21 protein-coding genes and 1 other annotated feature (1 of these 22 cut by a window edge) are annotated in these 18,545 nt (G+C 42.7%); of the genes, 20 read left to right on the top strand and 1 reads right to left on the bottom strand.

The features are described 5' to 3' along the window. Window positions 1–50 precede the first annotated feature (50 nt). The 5 genes from dnaJ (at window position 51) to deoC (ending at window position 5,212) form a co-directional block, all read left to right on the top strand. Window positions 51–1,166: a molecular chaperone DnaJ gene (dnaJ, locus tag QUF94_RS09405; protein ID WP_289315623.1), complete on the top strand. Its 1,116-nt coding sequence runs from the start codon at window positions 51–53 to the stop codon at window positions 1,164–1,166. A gap of 36 nt (window positions 1,167–1,202) precedes the next feature. Then, complete coding sequence (gene prmA / locus QUF94_RS09410; protein WP_289315624.1) at window positions 1,203–2,144, top strand: 50S ribosomal protein L11 methyltransferase; 942 nt, start codon at window positions 1,203–1,205, stop codon at window positions 2,142–2,144. Window positions 2,145–2,288: 144 nt separating this feature from the next. Further along, on the top strand, window positions 2,289–3,041 hold the full coding sequence (locus QUF94_RS09415) for a 16S rRNA (uracil(1498)-N(3))-methyltransferase (protein WP_289315625.1): 753 nt from the start codon (window positions 2,289–2,291) through the stop codon (window positions 3,039–3,041). A gap of 6 nt (window positions 3,042–3,047) precedes the next feature. Further along, window positions 3,048–4,385: a tRNA (N(6)-L-threonylcarbamoyladenosine(37)-C(2))-methylthiotransferase MtaB gene (gene mtaB / locus QUF94_RS09420; RefSeq protein WP_289315626.1), complete on the top strand. Its 1,338-nt coding sequence runs from the start codon at window positions 3,048–3,050 to the stop codon at window positions 4,383–4,385. A 155-nt stretch (window positions 4,386–4,540) separates the two neighbouring features. After that, window positions 4,541–5,212, top strand: a complete 672-nt coding sequence (gene deoC / locus QUF94_RS09425) for a deoxyribose-phosphate aldolase (protein WP_289315627.1) — start codon at window positions 4,541–4,543, stop codon at window positions 5,210–5,212. Between the two features lie 33 nt (window positions 5,213–5,245). Here the strand turns inward: deoC and QUF94_RS09430 are convergent, their stop codons facing one another. After that, the gene (locus tag QUF94_RS09430) at window positions 5,246–6,178 is read right to left on the bottom strand and encodes a Na/Pi symporter (protein WP_289315628.1); all 933 of its coding nucleotides are present in this window, start codon (window positions 6,176–6,178) and stop codon (window positions 5,246–5,248) included. Between the two features lie 224 nt (window positions 6,179–6,402). Here QUF94_RS09430 and rpsU point away from each other — a divergent pair, with 224 nt between their 5' ends. The 15 genes from rpsU to recO all read left to right on the top strand — a co-directional run bounded on the left by rpsU (window position 6,403) and on the right by recO (window position 18,398). Next, entirely contained in the window at window positions 6,403–6,576 is a 174-nt protein-coding gene (gene rpsU, locus QUF94_RS09435; RefSeq protein WP_028391853.1) for a 30S ribosomal protein S21, read from the top strand. A 14-nt stretch (window positions 6,577–6,590) separates the two neighbouring features. Next, the gene (locus tag QUF94_RS09440) at window positions 6,591–7,034 is read left to right on the top strand and encodes a GatB/YqeY domain-containing protein (RefSeq protein ID WP_289315629.1); all 444 of its coding nucleotides are present in this window, start codon (window positions 6,591–6,593) and stop codon (window positions 7,032–7,034) included. Window positions 7,035–7,338: 304 nt separating this feature from the next. Further along, the gene (locus tag QUF94_RS09445) at window positions 7,339–8,658 is read left to right on the top strand and encodes an NfeD family protein (protein WP_483313682.1); all 1,320 of its coding nucleotides are present in this window, start codon (window positions 7,339–7,341) and stop codon (window positions 8,656–8,658) included. Between the two features lie 50 nt (window positions 8,659–8,708). Continuing rightward, window positions 8,709–9,710: a flotillin-like protein FloA gene (floA, locus tag QUF94_RS09450; protein WP_421157110.1), complete on the top strand. Its 1,002-nt coding sequence runs from the start codon at window positions 8,709–8,711 to the stop codon at window positions 9,708–9,710. A gap of 22 nt (window positions 9,711–9,732) precedes the next feature. Further along, entirely contained in the window at window positions 9,733–10,236 is a 504-nt protein-coding gene (locus QUF94_RS09455) for a hypothetical protein (protein WP_289315631.1), read from the top strand. 126 nt (window positions 10,237–10,362) lie between these two features. Next, window positions 10,363–10,647: a sporulation protein YqfC gene (yqfC, locus tag QUF94_RS09460; protein WP_034308511.1), complete on the top strand. Its 285-nt coding sequence runs from the start codon at window positions 10,363–10,365 to the stop codon at window positions 10,645–10,647. A gap of 15 nt (window positions 10,648–10,662) precedes the next feature. Further along, entirely contained in the window at window positions 10,663–11,850 is a 1,188-nt protein-coding gene (gene yqfD / locus QUF94_RS09465; RefSeq protein ID WP_289315632.1) for a sporulation protein YqfD, read from the top strand. A gap of 3 nt (window positions 11,851–11,853) precedes the next feature. Beyond that, window positions 11,854–12,816 carry a PhoH family protein gene (locus QUF94_RS09470; protein ID WP_289315633.1) on the top strand — a complete coding sequence of 321 codons (963 nt, stop codon included), beginning with the start codon at window positions 11,854–11,856 and terminating at the stop codon, window positions 12,814–12,816. A 191-nt stretch (window positions 12,817–13,007) separates the two neighbouring features. Beyond that, entirely contained in the window at window positions 13,008–15,182 is a 2,175-nt protein-coding gene (locus QUF94_RS09475; protein ID WP_289315634.1) for an HD family phosphohydrolase, read from the top strand. Beyond that, window positions 15,179–15,655 (top strand): rRNA maturation RNase YbeY, encoded by a 477-nt coding sequence (ybeY, locus tag QUF94_RS09480; protein ID WP_289315635.1) that lies wholly within the window; start codon window positions 15,179–15,181, stop codon window positions 15,653–15,655. The genes QUF94_RS09475 and ybeY overlap by 4 nt, the downstream gene beginning before the upstream one ends. After that, entirely contained in the window at window positions 15,633–16,010 is a 378-nt protein-coding gene (locus QUF94_RS09485; protein WP_089361538.1) for a diacylglycerol kinase family protein, read from the top strand. The genes ybeY and QUF94_RS09485 overlap by 23 nt, the downstream gene beginning before the upstream one ends. A 38-nt stretch (window positions 16,011–16,048) precedes the next feature. Beyond that, complete coding sequence (gene cdd / locus QUF94_RS09490) at window positions 16,049–16,447, top strand: cytidine deaminase (protein WP_289318330.1); 399 nt, start codon at window positions 16,049–16,051, stop codon at window positions 16,445–16,447. Then, a complete protein-coding gene (era, locus tag QUF94_RS09495; protein WP_289315636.1) occupies window positions 16,440–17,369 on the top strand; it encodes a GTPase Era in 930 nt (309 codons plus the stop codon). Before cdd ends, era begins: the two co-directional genes overlap by 8 nt. A gap of 99 nt (window positions 17,370–17,468) precedes the next feature. Beyond that, the gene (locus tag QUF94_RS09500; protein WP_101222596.1) at window positions 17,469–17,612 is read left to right on the top strand and encodes a YqzL family protein; all 144 of its coding nucleotides are present in this window, start codon (window positions 17,469–17,471) and stop codon (window positions 17,610–17,612) included. A 33-nt stretch (window positions 17,613–17,645) separates the two neighbouring features. Next, window positions 17,646–18,398, top strand: coding sequence for a DNA repair protein RecO (gene recO, locus QUF94_RS09505; protein WP_289315637.1), 753 nt, complete (start codon window positions 17,646–17,648; stop codon window positions 18,396–18,398). A gap of 58 nt (window positions 18,399–18,456) precedes the next feature. Continuing rightward, window positions 18,457–18,545, top strand: a binding site (T-box leader) (it continues 88 nt past the right edge of the window).

Raw genomic sequence — 18,545 nt, forward strand, 5'->3', positions numbered from 1 at the left:
CAGTGATAATATTACCTTTATGTGAATCGAATCGGGAGTGGATTTTAGATATGAGTAAACGCGATTATTATGAGGTGTTAGGCCTTTCGAAGAGTGCTTCGAAGGAAGAAATCAAAAAAGCGTATCGAAAGCTCTCCAAACAATATCACCCTGATATTAATAAAGCGGACGATGCTGCGGATAAATTCAAGGAAATCAAGGAAGCTTACGAAGTATTGAGTGACGAACAGAAAAAGGCCCATTATGACCAATTCGGACATACAGATCCAAATCAGGGCTTTGGTGGTCAGGACTTTGGTGGTTTCGGCGGTTTTGAAGATATTTTCAGTAGCTTCTTTGGTGGCGGCGGACGTAGGAGAGATCCTAATGCACCGCGTCAAGGGGCGGATTTACAGTATACGATGACGCTTTCTTTTGAAGAGGCTGCATTTGGAAAAGATACTGAAATCGAAATTCCGCGTGAAGAGAATTGTGATACATGTAAAGGATCCGGTGCCAAACCAGGCACAAAAGTGGAAAATTGTTCACATTGTCATGGAACCGGTCAATTGAATGTTGAACAAAACACAGCGTTCGGAAGGATTGTGAACCGGAGAGCATGTCACCATTGTCAAGGAACAGGAAAAATCATTCCTAATAAATGCTCAACATGTGGCGGTGACGGAAAAGTCCAAAAACGTAAAAAGATCCAAGTTAAGGTGCCAGCCGGAATTGATGATGGTCAGCAATTGCGTGTAACCGGCCAAGGAGAGCCAGGAATCAATGGCGGTCCAGCTGGAGACCTGTATGTTGTCTTCCATGTACGCAGCCATGAATTCTTTGAGCGGGATGGCGATGACATCTATTGTGAAATGCCGGTTACTTTCGCTCAGGCAGCATTAGGCGATGAAATAGAAGTTCCGACCCTTCATGGAAAAGTGAAGCTGAAGATCCCTGCCGGTACACAAACAAGCACGCGTTTCCGTTTAAAAGGCAAAGGTGTTCCTAACGTCAGAGGATATGGCCAAGGAGATCAGCATGTAGTCGTATTAGTGGTAACGCCTAAAAAATTAACGGAAAAACAAAAGGATCTGCTTCGTGAGTTCAGCGATATCAGCGGACAAGGTATAGATGAACAAGAAGATGGCTTTTTCTCAAAAGTGAAACGTGCATTTAAAGATAGGTGAATAAAAGTAAAAGAACAAATTGGGAGTTGGTAGATTATGAAGTGGTCTGAATTTGCAATCCAAACAACGAATGAAGCGGTTGAACCTGTTTCTAATATTCTTCATGAGGCAGGTGCGAGCGGTGTTGTCATTGAGGATCCTCTAGAATTAGTCAAGGAACGCGAAAATGTTTTTGGCGAAATCTACCACTTAAACCCAGATGATTATCCGGATGAGGGTGTAGTCATTAAGGCTTATCTTCCCGTAAACAGCTTTCTTGGTGAAACCGTTGATGCTATTAAGGAATCAATCAATAATCTCCACCTTTTTGATATAGACCTTGGGAAGAATGTTGTTTCAATTAGTGAAGTGAATGAAGAAGAGTGGGCGACGGCTTGGAAAAAATATTATAATCCCGTCAAGATATCCGAACGTTTTACCATCGTGCCAACATGGGAAGATTACACTCCAGTAAGCAGCGACGAACTAATCATCGAACTTGATCCAGGCATGGCCTTCGGAACAGGTACACACCCGACAACGGTCATGTGCATCCAAGCGTTGGAACGTACAGTGCGGCCTGGGGATTTAGTTGTTGATGTAGGAACGGGTTCTGGTGTTCTAAGCATTGCTGCTGCATTATTGGACGCAAAACGAATCCAGTCCCTTGATTTGGATGAAGTGGCTGTACAGTCAGCTATACAGAATGTGGAACTTAATAACGTTCAGGATAAAGTGTCCGTTTCAAAAGGTAACTTGCTGGATGGTGTAAATGAACATGCGGATGTCGTCGTGGCTAACATTCTTGCCGAAGTGATCATGCGCTTTACGGATGATGTAGCGAAAGTCGTCAAACCGGGCGGATATTTTATAGCTTCTGGAATCATTCAACCTAAGAAACAAGATGTGAAGGATGCGATTACAGGATCTGGCTTCACCATTTCCGAAACCATCTTGATGGAAGATTGGGTAGCGATAATCGCGAAAAGAAATGATTAATTGAAAAAAGTTACTCTGATTATCGGGTATTTTGATAGTCAGAGTACCTTTTTTTAGCTTGAATCTTTGCATGGCTTGCATTCGGGTAATAAGCCTCTGACTGTTAGCCTGTAAGTTTTTAGACTAGACGAAGTGGGTGGCAGTGTGCAACGGTATTTTCTTAACGAAGAAGACATCAATGGAAACACGGTAACGATATCAGGCGATGATTTTCACCATATCGCCAGGGTCATGAGGATGGGACCGGGGGAGCGGATCATCACGGTGAAAGGCAATGGTATGACAGCTATCACGGAAATTTCGGAAATTAGTGATGATGCTGTTATAGGGACCGTTATCGAATGGAAGAATGAAGAAAAGGAACTTCCTGTGAGGGTTGTGATAGCGAGCGGTCTGCCTAAAGGGGATAAATTGGAATATATCGTTCAAAAGGGTACGGAACTGGGTGCCGTTGAATTTATCCCTTTTATTGCGGCTCGTTCGGTGGTAAAATGGGACCACAAAAAGGTAGGTAAGAAATTGGAGAGGCTCCAGAAGATTTCAAAAGAGGCGGCTGAACAATCTCACCGCACAGTTATCCCTGCCATCAAGGAACCGATGACGGCAGTTCAGCTAGCTGGGTATGCTTCCGGTTTCAATCATAAATTAATCGCTTTTGAAGAAGAGGCAAAACGTGGGGAAACTTCTGTACTCGCATCTGTCTTGAAAGATATCACCCCAGGGCAATCGATCTTATTCGTGTTTGGTCCTGAAGGTGGGTTAGCAGATAAGGAAATTGAAAAACTGACTGATGCCGGTTTTGTGGCTTGCGGTCTTGGACCAAGGATATTAAGAACTGAAACAGCACCTTTATATGCACTTTCCGCTGTTTCTTATCATGTAGAACTTTTGAGGTGATGAAAAATGGCAACGGTCGCTTTCCATACATTAGGCTGTAAAGTGAATCATTATGAAACAGAGGCTATTTGGCAATTATTCAAAACTGGGGGATATGATCGTGTTGAGTTTGAAAACACATCAGATGTATATGTCATCAACACATGCACGGTGACAAACACTGGCGATAAGAAAAGCCGTCAGGTCATCCGTCGTGCCATTCGTAAGAATCCGAATGCCGTCATAGCGGTAACGGGATGCTACGCTCAGACATCGCCAGCAGAAATCATGGCTATACCAGGTGTGGATATTGTTGTAGGAACACAGGACAGGGTTAAACTGCTTGATTACATCGAGCAATTCAAGGTTGAACGTGAACCAATCAATGCTGTAGGAAATATCATGAAAAACCGTGTCTACGAAGAGTTGGATGTACCTGCTTTTACAGACCGTACACGTGCTTCATTAAAGATTCAGGAAGGGTGCAATAATTTCTGCACTTTCTGCATCATCCCTTGGGCTCGTGGATTAATGCGTTCCCGCGACCCAAAGGAAGTCGTTCACCAAGCTGAACAGCTTGTGGAGGCTGGATATAAAGAACTAGTCCTGACCGGAATTCATACTGGTGGATATGGAGACGATTTGAAGGACTATAATTTGGCGATGCTGCTGCGGGACCTGGAAAAAATCGATGGGCTGAAGCGCATCCGTATTTCATCCATTGAAGCCAGCCAAATTACAGATGAGATCATTGAAGTGCTGACCAAATCGAAAAAAGTCGTACGTCATTTGCATATTCCAATCCAATCGGGTTCCGATACGGTTTTAAAACGGATGAGACGTAAATATACGATGGATTTCTTCGGTGATCGAATCGAAAAGTTAAAGATTGCACTTCCGGGTCTTGCTGTTACTTCGGATGTCATCGTAGGTTTCCCGGGTGAAACCGAAGAAGAATTCATGGAGACATATAACTTTATAGAAAAATATAAATTCTCCGAACTCCATGTCTTCCCTTATTCAAAACGGACAGGGACTCCGGCTGCGCGTATGGAAGATCAAGTGGATGAAGATGTCAAAAATGAACGCGTCCACCGTCTTATCGCTTTGTCGGACCAGCTGGCAAAAGAGTATGCATCACGATTTGAGGGAGAAGTTCTTGAAGTCATTCCTGAAACGAAGTTGGAAAATGGCCTTTATGAAGGATACTCCGATAATTACATGAAAATCGTCTTCCCGGCTTCGGATGAGATGGTCGGTGAAATCGTAAAAGTGAAGATTACAAAGTCTGGCTATCCATTTAGTGAAGGTCAGTTCGTGACGGTCGTGAAGGATTTTCCGTTGCAACAAGTTTCCAATATTTAAGACAGCCGTTTTCTGCTGTCTTTTTTTTTATCCTCTGCTTGCGTGTTTCTTGGTACATTCGGGTAAAGACTATATATATCGTCAAATTGGATAAACTATGGTATCATGAGAGGTACGTACAACTAGTTATAGATTGTTTTTGAGGAGGATTATTAATGTCACAAAATGTAGCAGGTTTAATTGACCACACGTTATTAAAAGCAGATGCAACCAAAGAGCAAATTAAGGTATTATGCGAAGAAGCGAGAGAATATAACTTTGCTTCCGTATGCGTAAACCCGACTTGGGTTAAGTATGCAAGCGAACTTTTGGAAGGTTCAGATGTAAAAGTTTGTACGGTTATCGGGTTCCCTCTAGGTGCAACCACACCGGAAACCAAAGCTTTTGAAACGAAAGATGCCATCAGCAATGGCGCCCACGAAGTCGATATGGTGATTAATATCGGCGCATTGAAGGACAAGGATGATGAGTTGGTAGAGCGGGATATCCGTGCTGTGGTAGCGGCATCCACTGGTAAAGCTCTATCGAAAGTAATCATTGAAACCGCTCTATTGACTGAGGAAGAAAAAGTCCGTGCTTGTGAACTTGCAGTAAAAGCGGGAACGGATTATGTTAAAACATCAACTGGTTTTTCGACCGGCGGTGCGACTGTTGAAGATATCGCGCTCATGAGAAAAACGGTCGGTCCCGATATCGGTGTCAAAGCTTCAGGCGGAGTCCGCAACACGGCTGATGCCCAGAACGTGATTGAAGCTGGTGCAACAAGAATTGGAGCGAGTGCAGGTGTCTCCATCGTAAAGGGCTTAACGGCTGATTCGGATTATTGATATTGCAATAAGCCGCATTCTTTCGAATGCGGCTTATTTTTTTATATGTGGCCGATGTGCCAAAAGAATGAAATTGGAGAATTGGCGTGCGAAAGGCAAGACAGCCAAAGAAGTCAAGATATTGAAAATGACACTCGCATGGGCGAGCTGTGTCCCCTTGTTTTCGGTGAAAAAGGCAGCCGCTCGTTCCAGGGTGTCCACAAAAGGCAGGAATGCGGCAACCCCGATGACGTTTAGCCAAATATGTGCATAAGCCGTGAAGACGGCTTGTCTCCCAGACCCGATGCTGGCCATGTATCCGGTGATGCAAGTGCCTATATTGGATCCGAGCATGATGATGATTGCGGAAGCGACGGATAACTCCCCATTCATCAAAAAGCTCATGGCTATCCCGATGGTTGCTGAACTGGAATGAATGAGTGCCGTCAATAGTATTCCGGCTAATAGGGCATAAATCATATGGCCCTCTATGTAATGGATGAGCGTCTGTATGGATGGATAGGCAGCAATCGGTGTCGAAAGCGTTTTAAAACCACTCATTGCCGCGAAGATGGCAGAGATTCCGATCAGGGACATCCCTAAGCTTCTCGGTAATACTTTAGGCATGAAGCAAAGGAAAGCGCCGCTGACAACTCCGGGAATGATCCAACGATCCAAAGAGAAGGTCATGAACTCTGCTGTAAAAGTAGATCCGATATTCGTTCCAAGAATAATCCCGATTGTTTGCGGGAATGTTAAGCTTCCTGCAGAAACGAGGCCGACCGTCATGACCATGACCGCCGAGCTGCTTTGCAGGATCCCCGTAAAGATGGTTCCGGCCATGAAACCTTTCCATGGCTTATCCGTTACCTTAAATAGAAAAGTTTTTAATGCTGCACCGGACATATTGAACAGTCCGATTCGTAAAACTGACATACCTGCCAAGAATATCGCAATGAATAGCAGGAATAAAAATAGCTCAAACATGACTGTCACCCCTTAATAATCTTATGGTCCATTATGAGGAGACATGCTATAAATTGGATTTCCATGCCGTTTTGAGAAAAGTTATGATAATAACATGATTAAATTCAAAATAAGTTTGATTTTATTGGTTGACCTGCTAAAGATGATATATTATAATTGTTTAGTACATGTATAACATGTTGACAACTTGAGTTAGTGTGTTGTTTTCGGAGGGAGGGAAAGAGATGTCTAAAACCGTCGTTCGTAAAAACGAATCGCTTGAAGATGCTCTTCGTCGTTTCAAACGTACTGTATCTAAAGCAGGATCGCTTCAGGAAGCTAGGAAGCGTGAATTTTATGAAAAACCAAGCGTAAAACGTAAGAAAAAGTCTGAAGCTGCTAGAAAACGTAAATTCTAAGAGAGGGTGGAAAGATGAGTCTTCTCGAGCGTTTAAATAATGATATGAAACAAGCGATGAAGAACAAGGAAAAGGACAAACTATCTGTTATTCGGATGCTGAAAGCTTCTATTCAAAACGAAGCTCTAAAGCAGAGACAAGAATTAACAGATGATGAAGAATTGACAGTGCTCTCTCGCGAATTAAAACAACGCAAAGACTCCCTCCAGGAGTTTGAAAACGCAGGTCGTTCCGATCTCGTGGATAAAGTCCGCACCGAACTAGTATACGTAGAGGCATATATGCCTGAGCAACTTTCAGAAGAAGAGATTTCTACTATTGTTAAACAAACGATTGAAGAAGTCAATGCAACATCCAAAGCAGATATGGGGAGAGTTATGGGAGCTTTAATGCCTAAAGTTAAAGGTAAAGCGGATGGTTCTCTAGTAAACAAATTAGTACAACAACATCTATCTTGAACTCGAAACTTAAAACTCGAAACCTAACCGCAGGCAAATTGCCTGTGGTTTTTGTGTATTTCACGGTTTTTATGCGTATATTTTTGAAGCAAAGTCCAAGATAATATAGGGTACTTTCAATTTTATTTGCTTTTTTTGAAACCTTTTTCATATACATACGTAATAACTAAAGAACAGAGTAAAGGGTTGCTTCATATGCTCCTTATTCGAATTTAGTTGCGGCCTGAATTTTACTGGTAAGTATCTTCATGAAATTGGAGGCACTTACAGCGTTTAATACGGGAAAGGGGGCGTTCCGTTGAAAATTTGGCGTTATTTATCTGTACTCCTGTTTGGATTGCTGTTCACCATGTCTTCATTTGGGATATCGTCGGTTTCTGCAAAAGAAAAGATCGTTTACCATGTTCCAATTGAAGAAACGGTGGAAAAGGGGCTCTCGGCCTTTTTGGAACGTGCGCTGACCACTGCTGAAGCAGCTGATGCAGATCTTGTCGTATTCGAAGTGAATACCCCTGGAGGTGCTGTGGATGCGGCAGGGGAAATCGCAAAGTTACTGTCCGATTCACCAATTAAGACAGTTGCCTACGTCAATAACAGGGCACTATCTGCAGGTGCATATATTTCTCTAAGTGCAGATGAGATCTATATGGTTCCAAGTGCTACCATGGGATCGGCGGCTGTCATTGATTCAACAGGGAACGCTGCAGGTAAGAAAGCGCAATCTTATTGGCTGGCTGCCATGAAGACTGCTGCAGAACAAAATGGACGCGATCCCATTTTCGCTCAGGCGATGGCGGATGATGACATCAATCTTCCCGAATATGGAGCGGAAAGAGGAAAGTTGCTGACATTTACAGCTGAACAGGCAAAAAAGGCTGGATATAGTGAAGGCACCGTCTCTGGGGAAGCGGAGCTGTATAGTATACTTGGGGTTGAGGATGCCGATATTCGGTCAATCGAAGAAAGCTTTCCTGAGAAACTTGCCCGCTTTTTGACCAATCCGATCGTCGTTCCCATTTTATTGACGCTAGCGGGAATCGGGATTGTGATGGAATTGTTCTCACCTGGTTTTGGAATTCCAGGGGTAATTGGGATCTCAAGTCTCGTCTTATTCTTCTATGGCCATCTTGTCGCTGGTATCACCGGGTACGAATCGTTAGCTATGTTCATCATTGGGGTCATTCTCGTTCTAATTGAGTTTTTTCTCCCAGGGGGGATTATCGGACTGCTTGGATTTACAGCGATCGTGGGGAGTTTATTCCTCGCATCAGATGATCCTGTTCATATGACGATATCCTTGCTAATTGCGGTCACCGTATCCATTTTGGTATTCATCCTACTTGTAAAGGTGTTTGGAAAACAAATGAAATTTTTCAGGAAAATGATATTAACCGATGCAACAAATACGGAACAAGGGTATGTCAGCAATCCGAATCGAGTTGATTTATTAGGTGTGGAAGGGGAGGCCATGACAGACTTGAGGCCTTCGGGAACAGCTTTGATCAAAGATGAAAGAGTCGATGTCGTGACTGAAGGAAGCTTTATTTCCAAAGGTTCGTCAATCATGATCGTTAAAGTTGAAGGATCTAGGGTGGTCGTCCGGGAAATTCCGGATTCGAATTAAAATTAAAAGATACAGGAAGGATGAATCATTAAGTGATAACTTCAGGAACGATATTTATTGTACTGGCAGTGATTGCTGCCATCATCGTATTGGCAGTGTTTTTCACATTCGTACCAGTAATGTTATGGATTTCCGCTTTAGCGGCAGGAGTCAAAATCAGTATATTTACATTAGTTGGGATGAGGCTTCGCCGTGTTATACCAAGCAGGGTTGTTAATCCCCTTATCAAGGCCCATAAGGCTGGAATCAATGTTTCAACGAATCAATTGGAGAGCCATTACCTTGCAGGGGGTAATGTCGATCGCGTAGTGAATGCTTTAATTGCTGCAGAACGTGCCAATATCGTCTTACCTTTCGAACGGGGTGCAGCTATTGACCTGGCAGGTCGTGATGTTCTTCAAGCCGTTCAAATGAGCGTTAACCCGAAAGTGATCGAAACTCCGTTCATCTCTGGTGTAGCGATGAATGGGATTGAAGTGAAAGCGAAGGCAAGGATTACGGTCCGTGCCAATATTGAACGTCTAGTCGGTGGTGCCGGTGAAGAGACGATCATTGCCCGTGTAGGTGAAGGGATCGTATCGACGATCGGTGCTTCTAAAATGCATACGGATGTACTGGAACACCCCGATTTGATTTCTAGAACGGTTTTATCAAAAGGGTTGGATTCTGGAACGGCATTCGAAATTCTTTCCATTGACATCGCTGAAGTGGATATCGGGAAAAATATCGGGGCCATATTACAGACGGACCAAGCGGAGGCAGATAAGAAAATAGCCCAGGCGAAGGCCGAAGAACGGCGTGCAATGGCTGTTGCACTTGAACAGGAAATGGTTGCCCGTGTTCAGGAAATGCGAGCGAAGGTTGTTCAATCCGAAGCGGAAGTTCCGTTGGCCATGGCCGATGCATTGAAAAGCGGAAATCTTGGAGTGATGGATTATATGAATATCCAAAATATCACGGCCGATACGGATATGCGCGATTCCATCAGTAAAATATCCGAAAATCCAAAGGATAACAATAATATCAACAACAACAATAACAATAATAATTAGGTCAGGGAAGGGAGGTCTTTAAATGGGAGATTTTATTGATTTCTTTCTCAAGAACCCATTCCTTATCATTGTCTTGATCGGTATTTTAACGTCCATGTTAGGAAAGAAAAAGCAGCCTCAGCAAAATGATGATCCAAACACGCCTCCGAAAAAGAAATGGCAGGAGGTCATGCGGGAGCTTCAGGGCGAAATGTCGCAAGGGGAACAGCAGCAAAGGCCTGCCCCTGCTCCCGTAAGGAAAGTCGATCAGCAGGCAACACAGGCTTTTGAAGTAATCGATGAGACGAATAACGAAGCGAACAAAAGGATTGCGGAGCTTAGACGGCTTCAGCAGAAGTACGATCAAGAGCGTTTATATCAAAAAGCGAAGGCAGATCAAATTACATCAGCGATATCTGATAATAACAGTCCGGTCTATCGCAAAGGACCGTCTTTTGGGAAAAAGCAGCTGATTGATGGCATCATCATGTCAGAAGTGCTGGGACCGCCAAGGGCGAAGCGAAGTCTTCAGCGGTCCAGAAGGTAATTCGGCACCCCGGGCCTTTTTCAGCCTGTCCTTGGTGTATGAAAAAAATAGACTTTCATTCCCTTATAATTTTGTGCTAGAACCCTCTTTCATTTCATACATTGAGATGAAAGGGGGTTCTTTTTTATGGCACGTAATTGGGGAAAAAAAGTGAAACAGCTTATGACCAAAACAATGGACCTTCCGCAAGATGTCATGATGGACCTGCCGCGAATTACTATGATCGGACAATTACATATTTATATTGAAAACCATCGTGGCTTATTGGCTTTTACAGACAGCGAAGTACGATTGATGCTGAAAAATGGGCAGTTGCTGATAAAGGGAAACGCCTTTGTCATAAAGACGATTTTGCCGGAAGAAATCATGCTCGAAGGCAAAATTGACAAGGTTTATTTTATCAATGAATGATCCCGGGAGGTCTCCATGAAAAACCAATGGACAAACTATTATACAGGCTATGTAAAAGTGAAGGCTTATGGAAAAGGTGCAGAACGGCTGATAAATATGCTGACGAGAAGGGGGCTTCATATCTGGGAAGTGAAGCGCGTCGGCAGCGAGGCCCTGATTTTCCATATGGATGTCAGGGATATCCCTAAACTCCGTCAGGTCATGCGAAAGAGCGATTGTAAAGTAAAGTTCATGCAGGGAAAGGGTTTCCCTTTCCTAATGAAGAGAATTATGAAAAACAGCGGGTTTTTAGTGGGTCTGATCGCTTTCCTGCTTTGCATATTTGTACTTTCCAATATGGTATGGGGCATCGAGGTGCAAGATGCCAAGCCGGCTACCGAGCATGCCATCCGAAAAGAATTGGACAAGATGGGTGTGAAGATCGGTAAAGTACAATTCTTTGTTGATGATGTGGATACGATTCAGCGTAAGCTGTCGGACCGGATTGGTGCATTGACATGGGTAGGGGTAGAGCTAAAGGGAACGACATACCATTTCCGGGTGGTTGAAAAACGGCAGCCTAAAGAGGTCGAGAAAACATCTCCACAAAATTTGGTCGCTTCCAAAAAAGCGATCATCACTGATATGTTCGTTGAAAAAGGACAATCTATAGTAAATGTGAATGATTATGTAGGAAAAGGACAGCTTCTTGTTTCGGGACTTATTGGAAAAGAGGATAAACAGGAAATTGTATCAGCCCAGGGAGTAATAAAAGGGAAAACGTGGTATAAAGCGAAAGTGGATGTGCCGTTAAAAACCAAGTTTTCTGTTTTTAACGGAAATGAAACGAGCAGGCACTTTTTGAAAATGGGGGACTTCTCCCTGCCTGTTTGGGGATTCAAGGACCCAGGTTATGAAAAACAGGTAAAAGAAACGACAGTGAGGCCGTTTCATTTTCTTCAATGGGAACTGCCCATTTCCTATAAACAGGTGACCTTAAGGAGCAAGGAAGATATAGTTCGAAGTTATACGGAGGAAGAAGCGGTGAAGGAAGGCAGGAAAATGGCTAAAGCGGAATTGAAAAAGCATTTAGACGAGGAAGATGAAATCGTCGAAGAAAAAATTTTGCACGAAAGCATGGAGAATGGTAAAGTTAAATTATCTATACATTACCAAGTTATTGAAGATATAGCGATTGGACAGCCAATCATTCAAGGAGACTAACGAATGGCAGATGATGTGAAAGTAATTAAGCTGGAAATAGAATCACCTAATGAAGCAATCGCTTTATTGGGCAATGGAGATTCAAATGTAAAAGTGCTTGAAGAGGAGCTTGGGATTTCCGTCATTACCCGGGGTGAAGCGGTGAGTGTTGCCGGGGAAATCGAGCGGGTAACGATGGGGCAGGATATCCTTAAGGCACTATTGACAGTGATCAGAAAAGGAATTGCAATCAGTTCCAGAGATGTGCTTTATGCGATTGAATTGGCTAGGAAAGGCACATTGGAGTATTTCGGAGAATTATATGATGAGGAAATCGCTAAAACGGCTAAGGGGAAATCCATTAAAGTCAAAACTATCGGCCAGAGATACTATATCCAGGCAATAAAGAAACAAGACCTGGTATTTGGAATTGGGCCTGCCGGTACAGGGAAGACTTATCTTGCTGTGGTGATGGCAATCAATGCATTGAAAAATGGACATGTTAAACGGATCATCCTGACACGGCCTGCCGTCGAAGCGGGCGAAAGCCTCGGTTTTCTGCCTGGTGATCTGAAAGAAAAGGTAGATCCTTATCTACGTCCGCTGTATGACGCTCTCCATGACCTTCTTGGGATGGAACAGACCCAAAGGATGATAGAGCGCGGAACGATCGAAATAGCTCCTCTGGCTTACATGAGGGGCCGTACGCTTGAAGATGCCTTTGTCATATTGGATGAAGCTCAAAATACGACAGAAGCCCAAATGAAGATGTTTTTGACCCGGCTAGGTTTCGGATCGAAAATGGTCATTACGGGAGACCGGACCCAAATTGACCTTCCAAAAGGCATGAAGTCAGGTCTGGTCCGGGTAGAAGAGATTTTGAAGAATATTAAAGGCCTTTCCTTTGTTTATTTTGAACAAAGTGATGTAGTGAGGCATCCGCTTGTCGCCAAAATCATTACTGCTTACGAGCAGGCGAAGTCATAAGAAAAAATCCGCCATTTTCAATCGGCGGATTTTTCGTGATGTGTCGAAATGACCTATCTTTTCGGTGAAAAAGTGGATATGGATCGAAAGAAGCTTTACATTTATTAATACGAGGTGAAAATTTATATGAAAACTGTTATGATTTTACATATCTAGAATAATAAACATCATTTTTTTTAGGAGGACCTTCCTTGAATCGTATCCAGAAATTTTTCACTCAAATAAAAGGGCTGTTGGTCCATCGTTTTTTTCAAGTGCTATTGTTTATCATACTTGGTTTGATAGCTTATGGGTTAATGTTCTCCAACGTAAAGCCGGAAAGGGTCCAGGTAGAGCTTTTTAAGCCTGCGGAACAAACAATCCGTTCAACCAAGACCGTGGAAGATACCTATAAGACGGAACAGGAAAAAGAAGAGATTTCAAAACAGGTGGCCGATGTTTATTCTTTAAAAAAAGAATATGCCAAAAATAAAGTCGACTTGATTTCATCCATTTTCGATTCAGCGATTGAGGTGAATAAAGAAACGGACCCCGATGAAGATCATAAAGAAGATGAGGGAAAAGAAGATAAAAAAGGGACCGTAAAGACGGATGCTCAAAAAGTATCCATATTAAAAGAAAAATTGACCGATGAAGTCAATAAAGATATTGAGGAATCCGTTTTTCTGGCTTTAGTGCAGGCGGATGAAGATGAGTTGAAAATTGCGAAGGATTCAACCATTACTGCCGTGAATAATGTGATGAGCTCCCGGATCGCTGCCAGTGACGTCGAAAATGCCAAGAAAAAGGTTGTAGAGGAATTGGGCTATATGAGCATCAATAGCGATATGAAAAAAGCCTCCAATTCCCTTGCCCGTACGGCAATCATTCAGAATGTGTTTTTCGATAAGGACAAAACCGAGGAACAGCGAAGGAAAGCGATCGAGAGCGTGGAGCCGATCAGGATCCTCCAAGGACAGATCATCGTTGAAGAAAATCAGTTAGTGGACAGGGATGTATATAGGCAGCTGGAATTGGCAGGCTTTTTAAATACCGAGTCTACCATCTACCCGTATATCGGCCTGCTGCTATTCATCTTTCTGACCATTGGCGCTTTTTATTACTTTTTCCACTTTTCCATTTCAAAAAAGGACAACAAGTACAATCAGTTATTGATCTTCAGTCTTGTCTTTATCCTTTCAATGGCTACCATGAAAACGGTCAGCATTCTGGCCGACCTTAAAAATTCGAATTTGGAATACATTTTCCCGGGTGCTATGGCGGCGATGCTCATCAAGATATTATTGAATGATAAGTTAGCGGTAGCCATGATTATATTGTTAGGTTCGTATGGTACGATTATATTTAATGGTGATACACCTGGAAATCTGGATTTCTCGATGGGGCTTTATATCATTTACGGGGGATTGACGGCAATCATCATCTTATCAAGACCCAATTTCAAATCAAAGGTGTTGGTAGCAGGGCTGCTATTGTCTTTAATCAATATCGCATTTGTTTTTTCTCTCATTTTTATTATGGACGGCCATTATACTAGAATGGAGTATTTATATTATGCTGCTGCTGCCATGGGTTCCGGAGTGGGCTCAGCCGTTTTGACAATGGGGCTGTTGCCGTTTTTCGAGGCTGGTTTCGGGATTTTATCATCCATTAAGCTTATCGAGCTTGCGAATCCCAATCATCCGTTACTGCGGAGGATCTTGATTGAGTCTCCTGGGACGTATCATCACAGTGTAATGGTCGCCAATTTGGCGGAATCTGCTTGTGAAGCCATCGGGTCGAATGGGTTGCTGGCAAGGGTCGGCAGTTATTATCATGATATCGGTAAAACGAAGCGGCCGCATTTCTTCATCGAAAACCAGATGAATGAGGAGAATCCGCATGATCGGCTGCAGCCGGAAACGAGCAGGGATATCATCATTGCCCATGCCGTAGATGGCGGGGAGATGCTGCGCAGTCATAAATTCCCGAAAGAGATTGTGGATATTGCAGAGCAGCATCACGGGACCACTTTATTGAAATTTTTCTACCATAAGGCAAAAAAACAGGATGAAGCCACACTGGAAGCAGCTTACCGATATCCCGGGCCAAGGGCGATAATGAAGGAAGTAGCTGTCATAGGCATTGCCGATAGTGTGGAAGCCGCAGTGAGATCGATGCAGCATCCAACGCCAGAGAAGATAGAAGAACTGGTAAGTTTCATCATTCAGGATAGGATTCAAGATGGTCAATTTGATGAATGTGACATTACTATGAGAGAATTGAGTATCGTTAAGCATTCCTTATGTGAATCGCTGAATGGTATCTTCCACTCCAGGATTGAATATCCGGAGACGGATAAATTAGGACAGAAGGTGAAAGAATGATTTTAGCTATCGATTTAATGGATGAAACGAACGAAGTAACTGAAGAGGCCCAGCGACTTGTTGAAAGCATTTTACAATTTGCTGCAAAAAAAGAAAACATTGAAAAAGATACCGAGCTGTCTGTTACATTTGTAGACAATGAGAGAATTCGGGAAATCAATAAAGAATATCGTCACAAAGATTCAGCTACCGATGTCATTTCTTTTGCACTAGAAGAAATGGGAGAAGATGAAGTGGAAATTGTCGGGGCGGAAATGCCACGCATGTTAGGCGATATCATCATTTCGATTGAACGGACGAAAGAGCAGGCTGAAGAATATGGTCATTCTTTTGACCGTGAACTTGGATTTTTAGCGCTGCATGGTTTCCTTCATTTATTGGGATTCGACCACATGAATGAAGAAGATGAAAAAGTGATGTTCACTAAACAAAAGGAGATCTTGGAAGAATATGGACTTTCAAGAGAAAGGTAAAAAAAGGTATCCTTTATTAAAAAGTTTCTCTTTTGCCTGTCAGGGAATTTTGGAGGCTGTTCGAACGGAACGCAATATTAAGATTCATTTCGCGTTAACGGCAATCGTCGTATTCTTTGGCTGGTACTTCTCGTTGAATGGGATGGAATGGCTTTTCATTTTGGCAGCCATTGCCGGTACGATTACGTTAGAGCTCGTTAATTCAGCGATTGAAAGGGTAGTTGACCTGGTGACGGATCAAATCCATCCCCTTGCCAAGCAGGCAAAAGATATTGCAGCCGGAGCTGTATTCATATATGCTATATTTTCTATAATAGTTGGATTGATTATCTTTTTGCCTAAGTTTGGCCTGTAGGTTGCCGAATGGTACTCAATTTGAAAGGAAGATGTGAATTGAATACGAATGAATTGATTGTTGAAGCTAAAAAAGCAAGGGAAAAAGCATATGTGCCTTATTCCAAATTTAAAGTGGGGGCAGCCCTTTTAACCGCTGATGGGAAGGTCTATCATGGTTGTAATATAGAAAATGCAGCATACAGCATGTGTAATTGTGCCGAAAGGACCGCTTTATTCAGCGCTTATGCCCATGACGATAAAAAATTCACTAAACTTGCAGTCGTGGCAGATACCGATGGTCCCGTTTCTCCATGCGGGGCGTGCAGGCAGGTTATTTCAGAACTGTGCGAACAGGATATGCCGGTTGTTTTGACCAACTTAAATGGGGATATAAAAGAACTAACAGTAAAGGAATTGCTTCCAGGAGCTTTTTCACCGGAGGATTTAAATGGATAAATTATTTGACGATACACAAGTAAAAGGTTACAAATCAGGTTTCATTTCGATTATTGGACGACCTAATGTTGGAAAAAGTACGTTTCTTAATCGTGTCATCGGTCAAAAGATCGCCATTATGAGTGATAAACCGCAAACAACAAGAAATAAGGTTCAGGGTGTACTAACACAAAACGATTCACAAATGATTTTCATTGATACACCCGGCATTCATAAACCAAAGCATAAGCTTGGTGACTTCATGATGAAAGTGGCAACGAATACATTGAAAGAAGTCGATTTGATTCTCTTCATGATCAATGCGACTGAAGGGTACGGACGCGGTGATGAGTTTATCATCGAAAAACTTCAATCCGTAAAAACGCCTGTTTTCCTGGTTGTAAACAAAATCGATGCGATGCATCCAGATGATTTACTTCCGATCATTGAGAAATACCAACAGCTTTACCCTTTTGCGGCAGTCGTTCCGATTTCTGCGCTTGAAGGAAATAACGTCGAGACATTGCTTGAACAAATCAAGGAACACTTGCCTGAAGGTCCCCAGTTTTATCCAGCTGATCAAGTGACCGATCACCCGGAACGTTTTATCATTTCCGAATTGGTCCGCGAGAAGGTGCTGCACCTGACACGTGAAGAAATTCCGCATTCAGTGGCTGTTGTCATCGATTCAATTAAAAAAATGGATAACAGCGATACAATTAATGTCATGGCGACGATCGTTGTCGAACGTGATTCACAAAAAGGCATTGTCATCGGAAAGCAAGGGAAGATGCTTAAAGAAGTCGGCAGCCGTGCCAGAGTGGACATCGAAAACTTATTGGGCTCGAAAGTTTTCTTGGAACTGTGGGTAAAGGTACAGAAGGATTGGCGTAACAAAGCCAGCCAGCTTCGTGATTATGGTTTCAATGAGAGCGAGTATTAATTAACAAAATTTACGCGTCATGAAAGTTTGGAAAACGGTCAAGCTAATCATATGGTCGGATATTCATATTGCTAGTTAAAAACGAAAGGTGGGCTTTATATGTTGGATTTTACCTGGGAATTATTTAGTGAAACAGGTAATGTGGACACCTATTTGCTGTTTAAGGAGATAGAAGTCGAGAGACAGGAAAGACACTTGGTATTGAATGATGAGCTAGCAGAAATTGATTTTCCTGTTTCATAGGTTAGTCTTGGCGAGCATGGGTGGTGTCTTGGTATGCTCCAAAAATGTGAGGGCATTGTCATAAGGCGAACTGCATATGGAGAAAATAACAAAATCATTACTATATATACCCGTGAGCTAGGAAAAATTGGCGTTATGGCCAGGGGAGCCAGTAAACCTAACAGCAGGCTTTCTGCCGTCACACAGCTTTTTTGCTCCGGGTATTTTCTTATAACCACATCAACTGGACTCGGAAGTCTTCAGCAAGGCGAAATGGTCGATTCACTCCGATTCATAAGGGAGGATCTTTTTGCCACTGCTTATGCCTCATATATTGTTGAATTGCTTGATAAAAGCGTCGAGGATAAGAAACCGAATCCATATTTGTATGAATTGCTTTCGCAAACCTTGCATTACATAAACGAGGAATATGACGCAGAGGTTTTGAAATTCATTTTTGAAATGAAGATGCTGCCCGTCAATGGGATTAACCCAGTGCTGAATCAGTGTGCCGTATGTGGTGAAACGGAAGGGGAATTCTCCTTTTCGCTTCGGGAAGCGGGCTTTATCTGTCACCGCTGTCTGGGGAAGGACCCTTATCATTATAAAATTTCACCTGCAGCCGTCAAATTGCTGCGGATCTTTTATTATTTCGATTTATCAAGGCTCGGAAACATTTCCGTCAAGCCTGAAACGAAAAAAGAACTGCAAAAAATCATCGATGCTTATTATGAGGAATATTCTGGTCTGCATTTGAAATCAAAAAAGTTCCTGAAACAGATTGATACGATGAAAGATATGTTTTAGGATCTGACCTATTGACATTCCATGCTAGTTTGTATAGAATTCTAATCATCAAAATAAGAAGATTGCGTTGATGGAAAAGAGTATCTGTCATTCTCCATAAAAAGCGAACCCGGGACGGTGGAAGCCGGGATATGGATTTACAGGGAA

The sequence above is a fragment of the Peribacillus sp. NJ4 genome, from assembly GCF_030348345.1.
In the GTDB taxonomy this organism is placed as follows: domain Bacteria; phylum Bacillota; class Bacilli; order Bacillales; family DSM-1321; genus Peribacillus.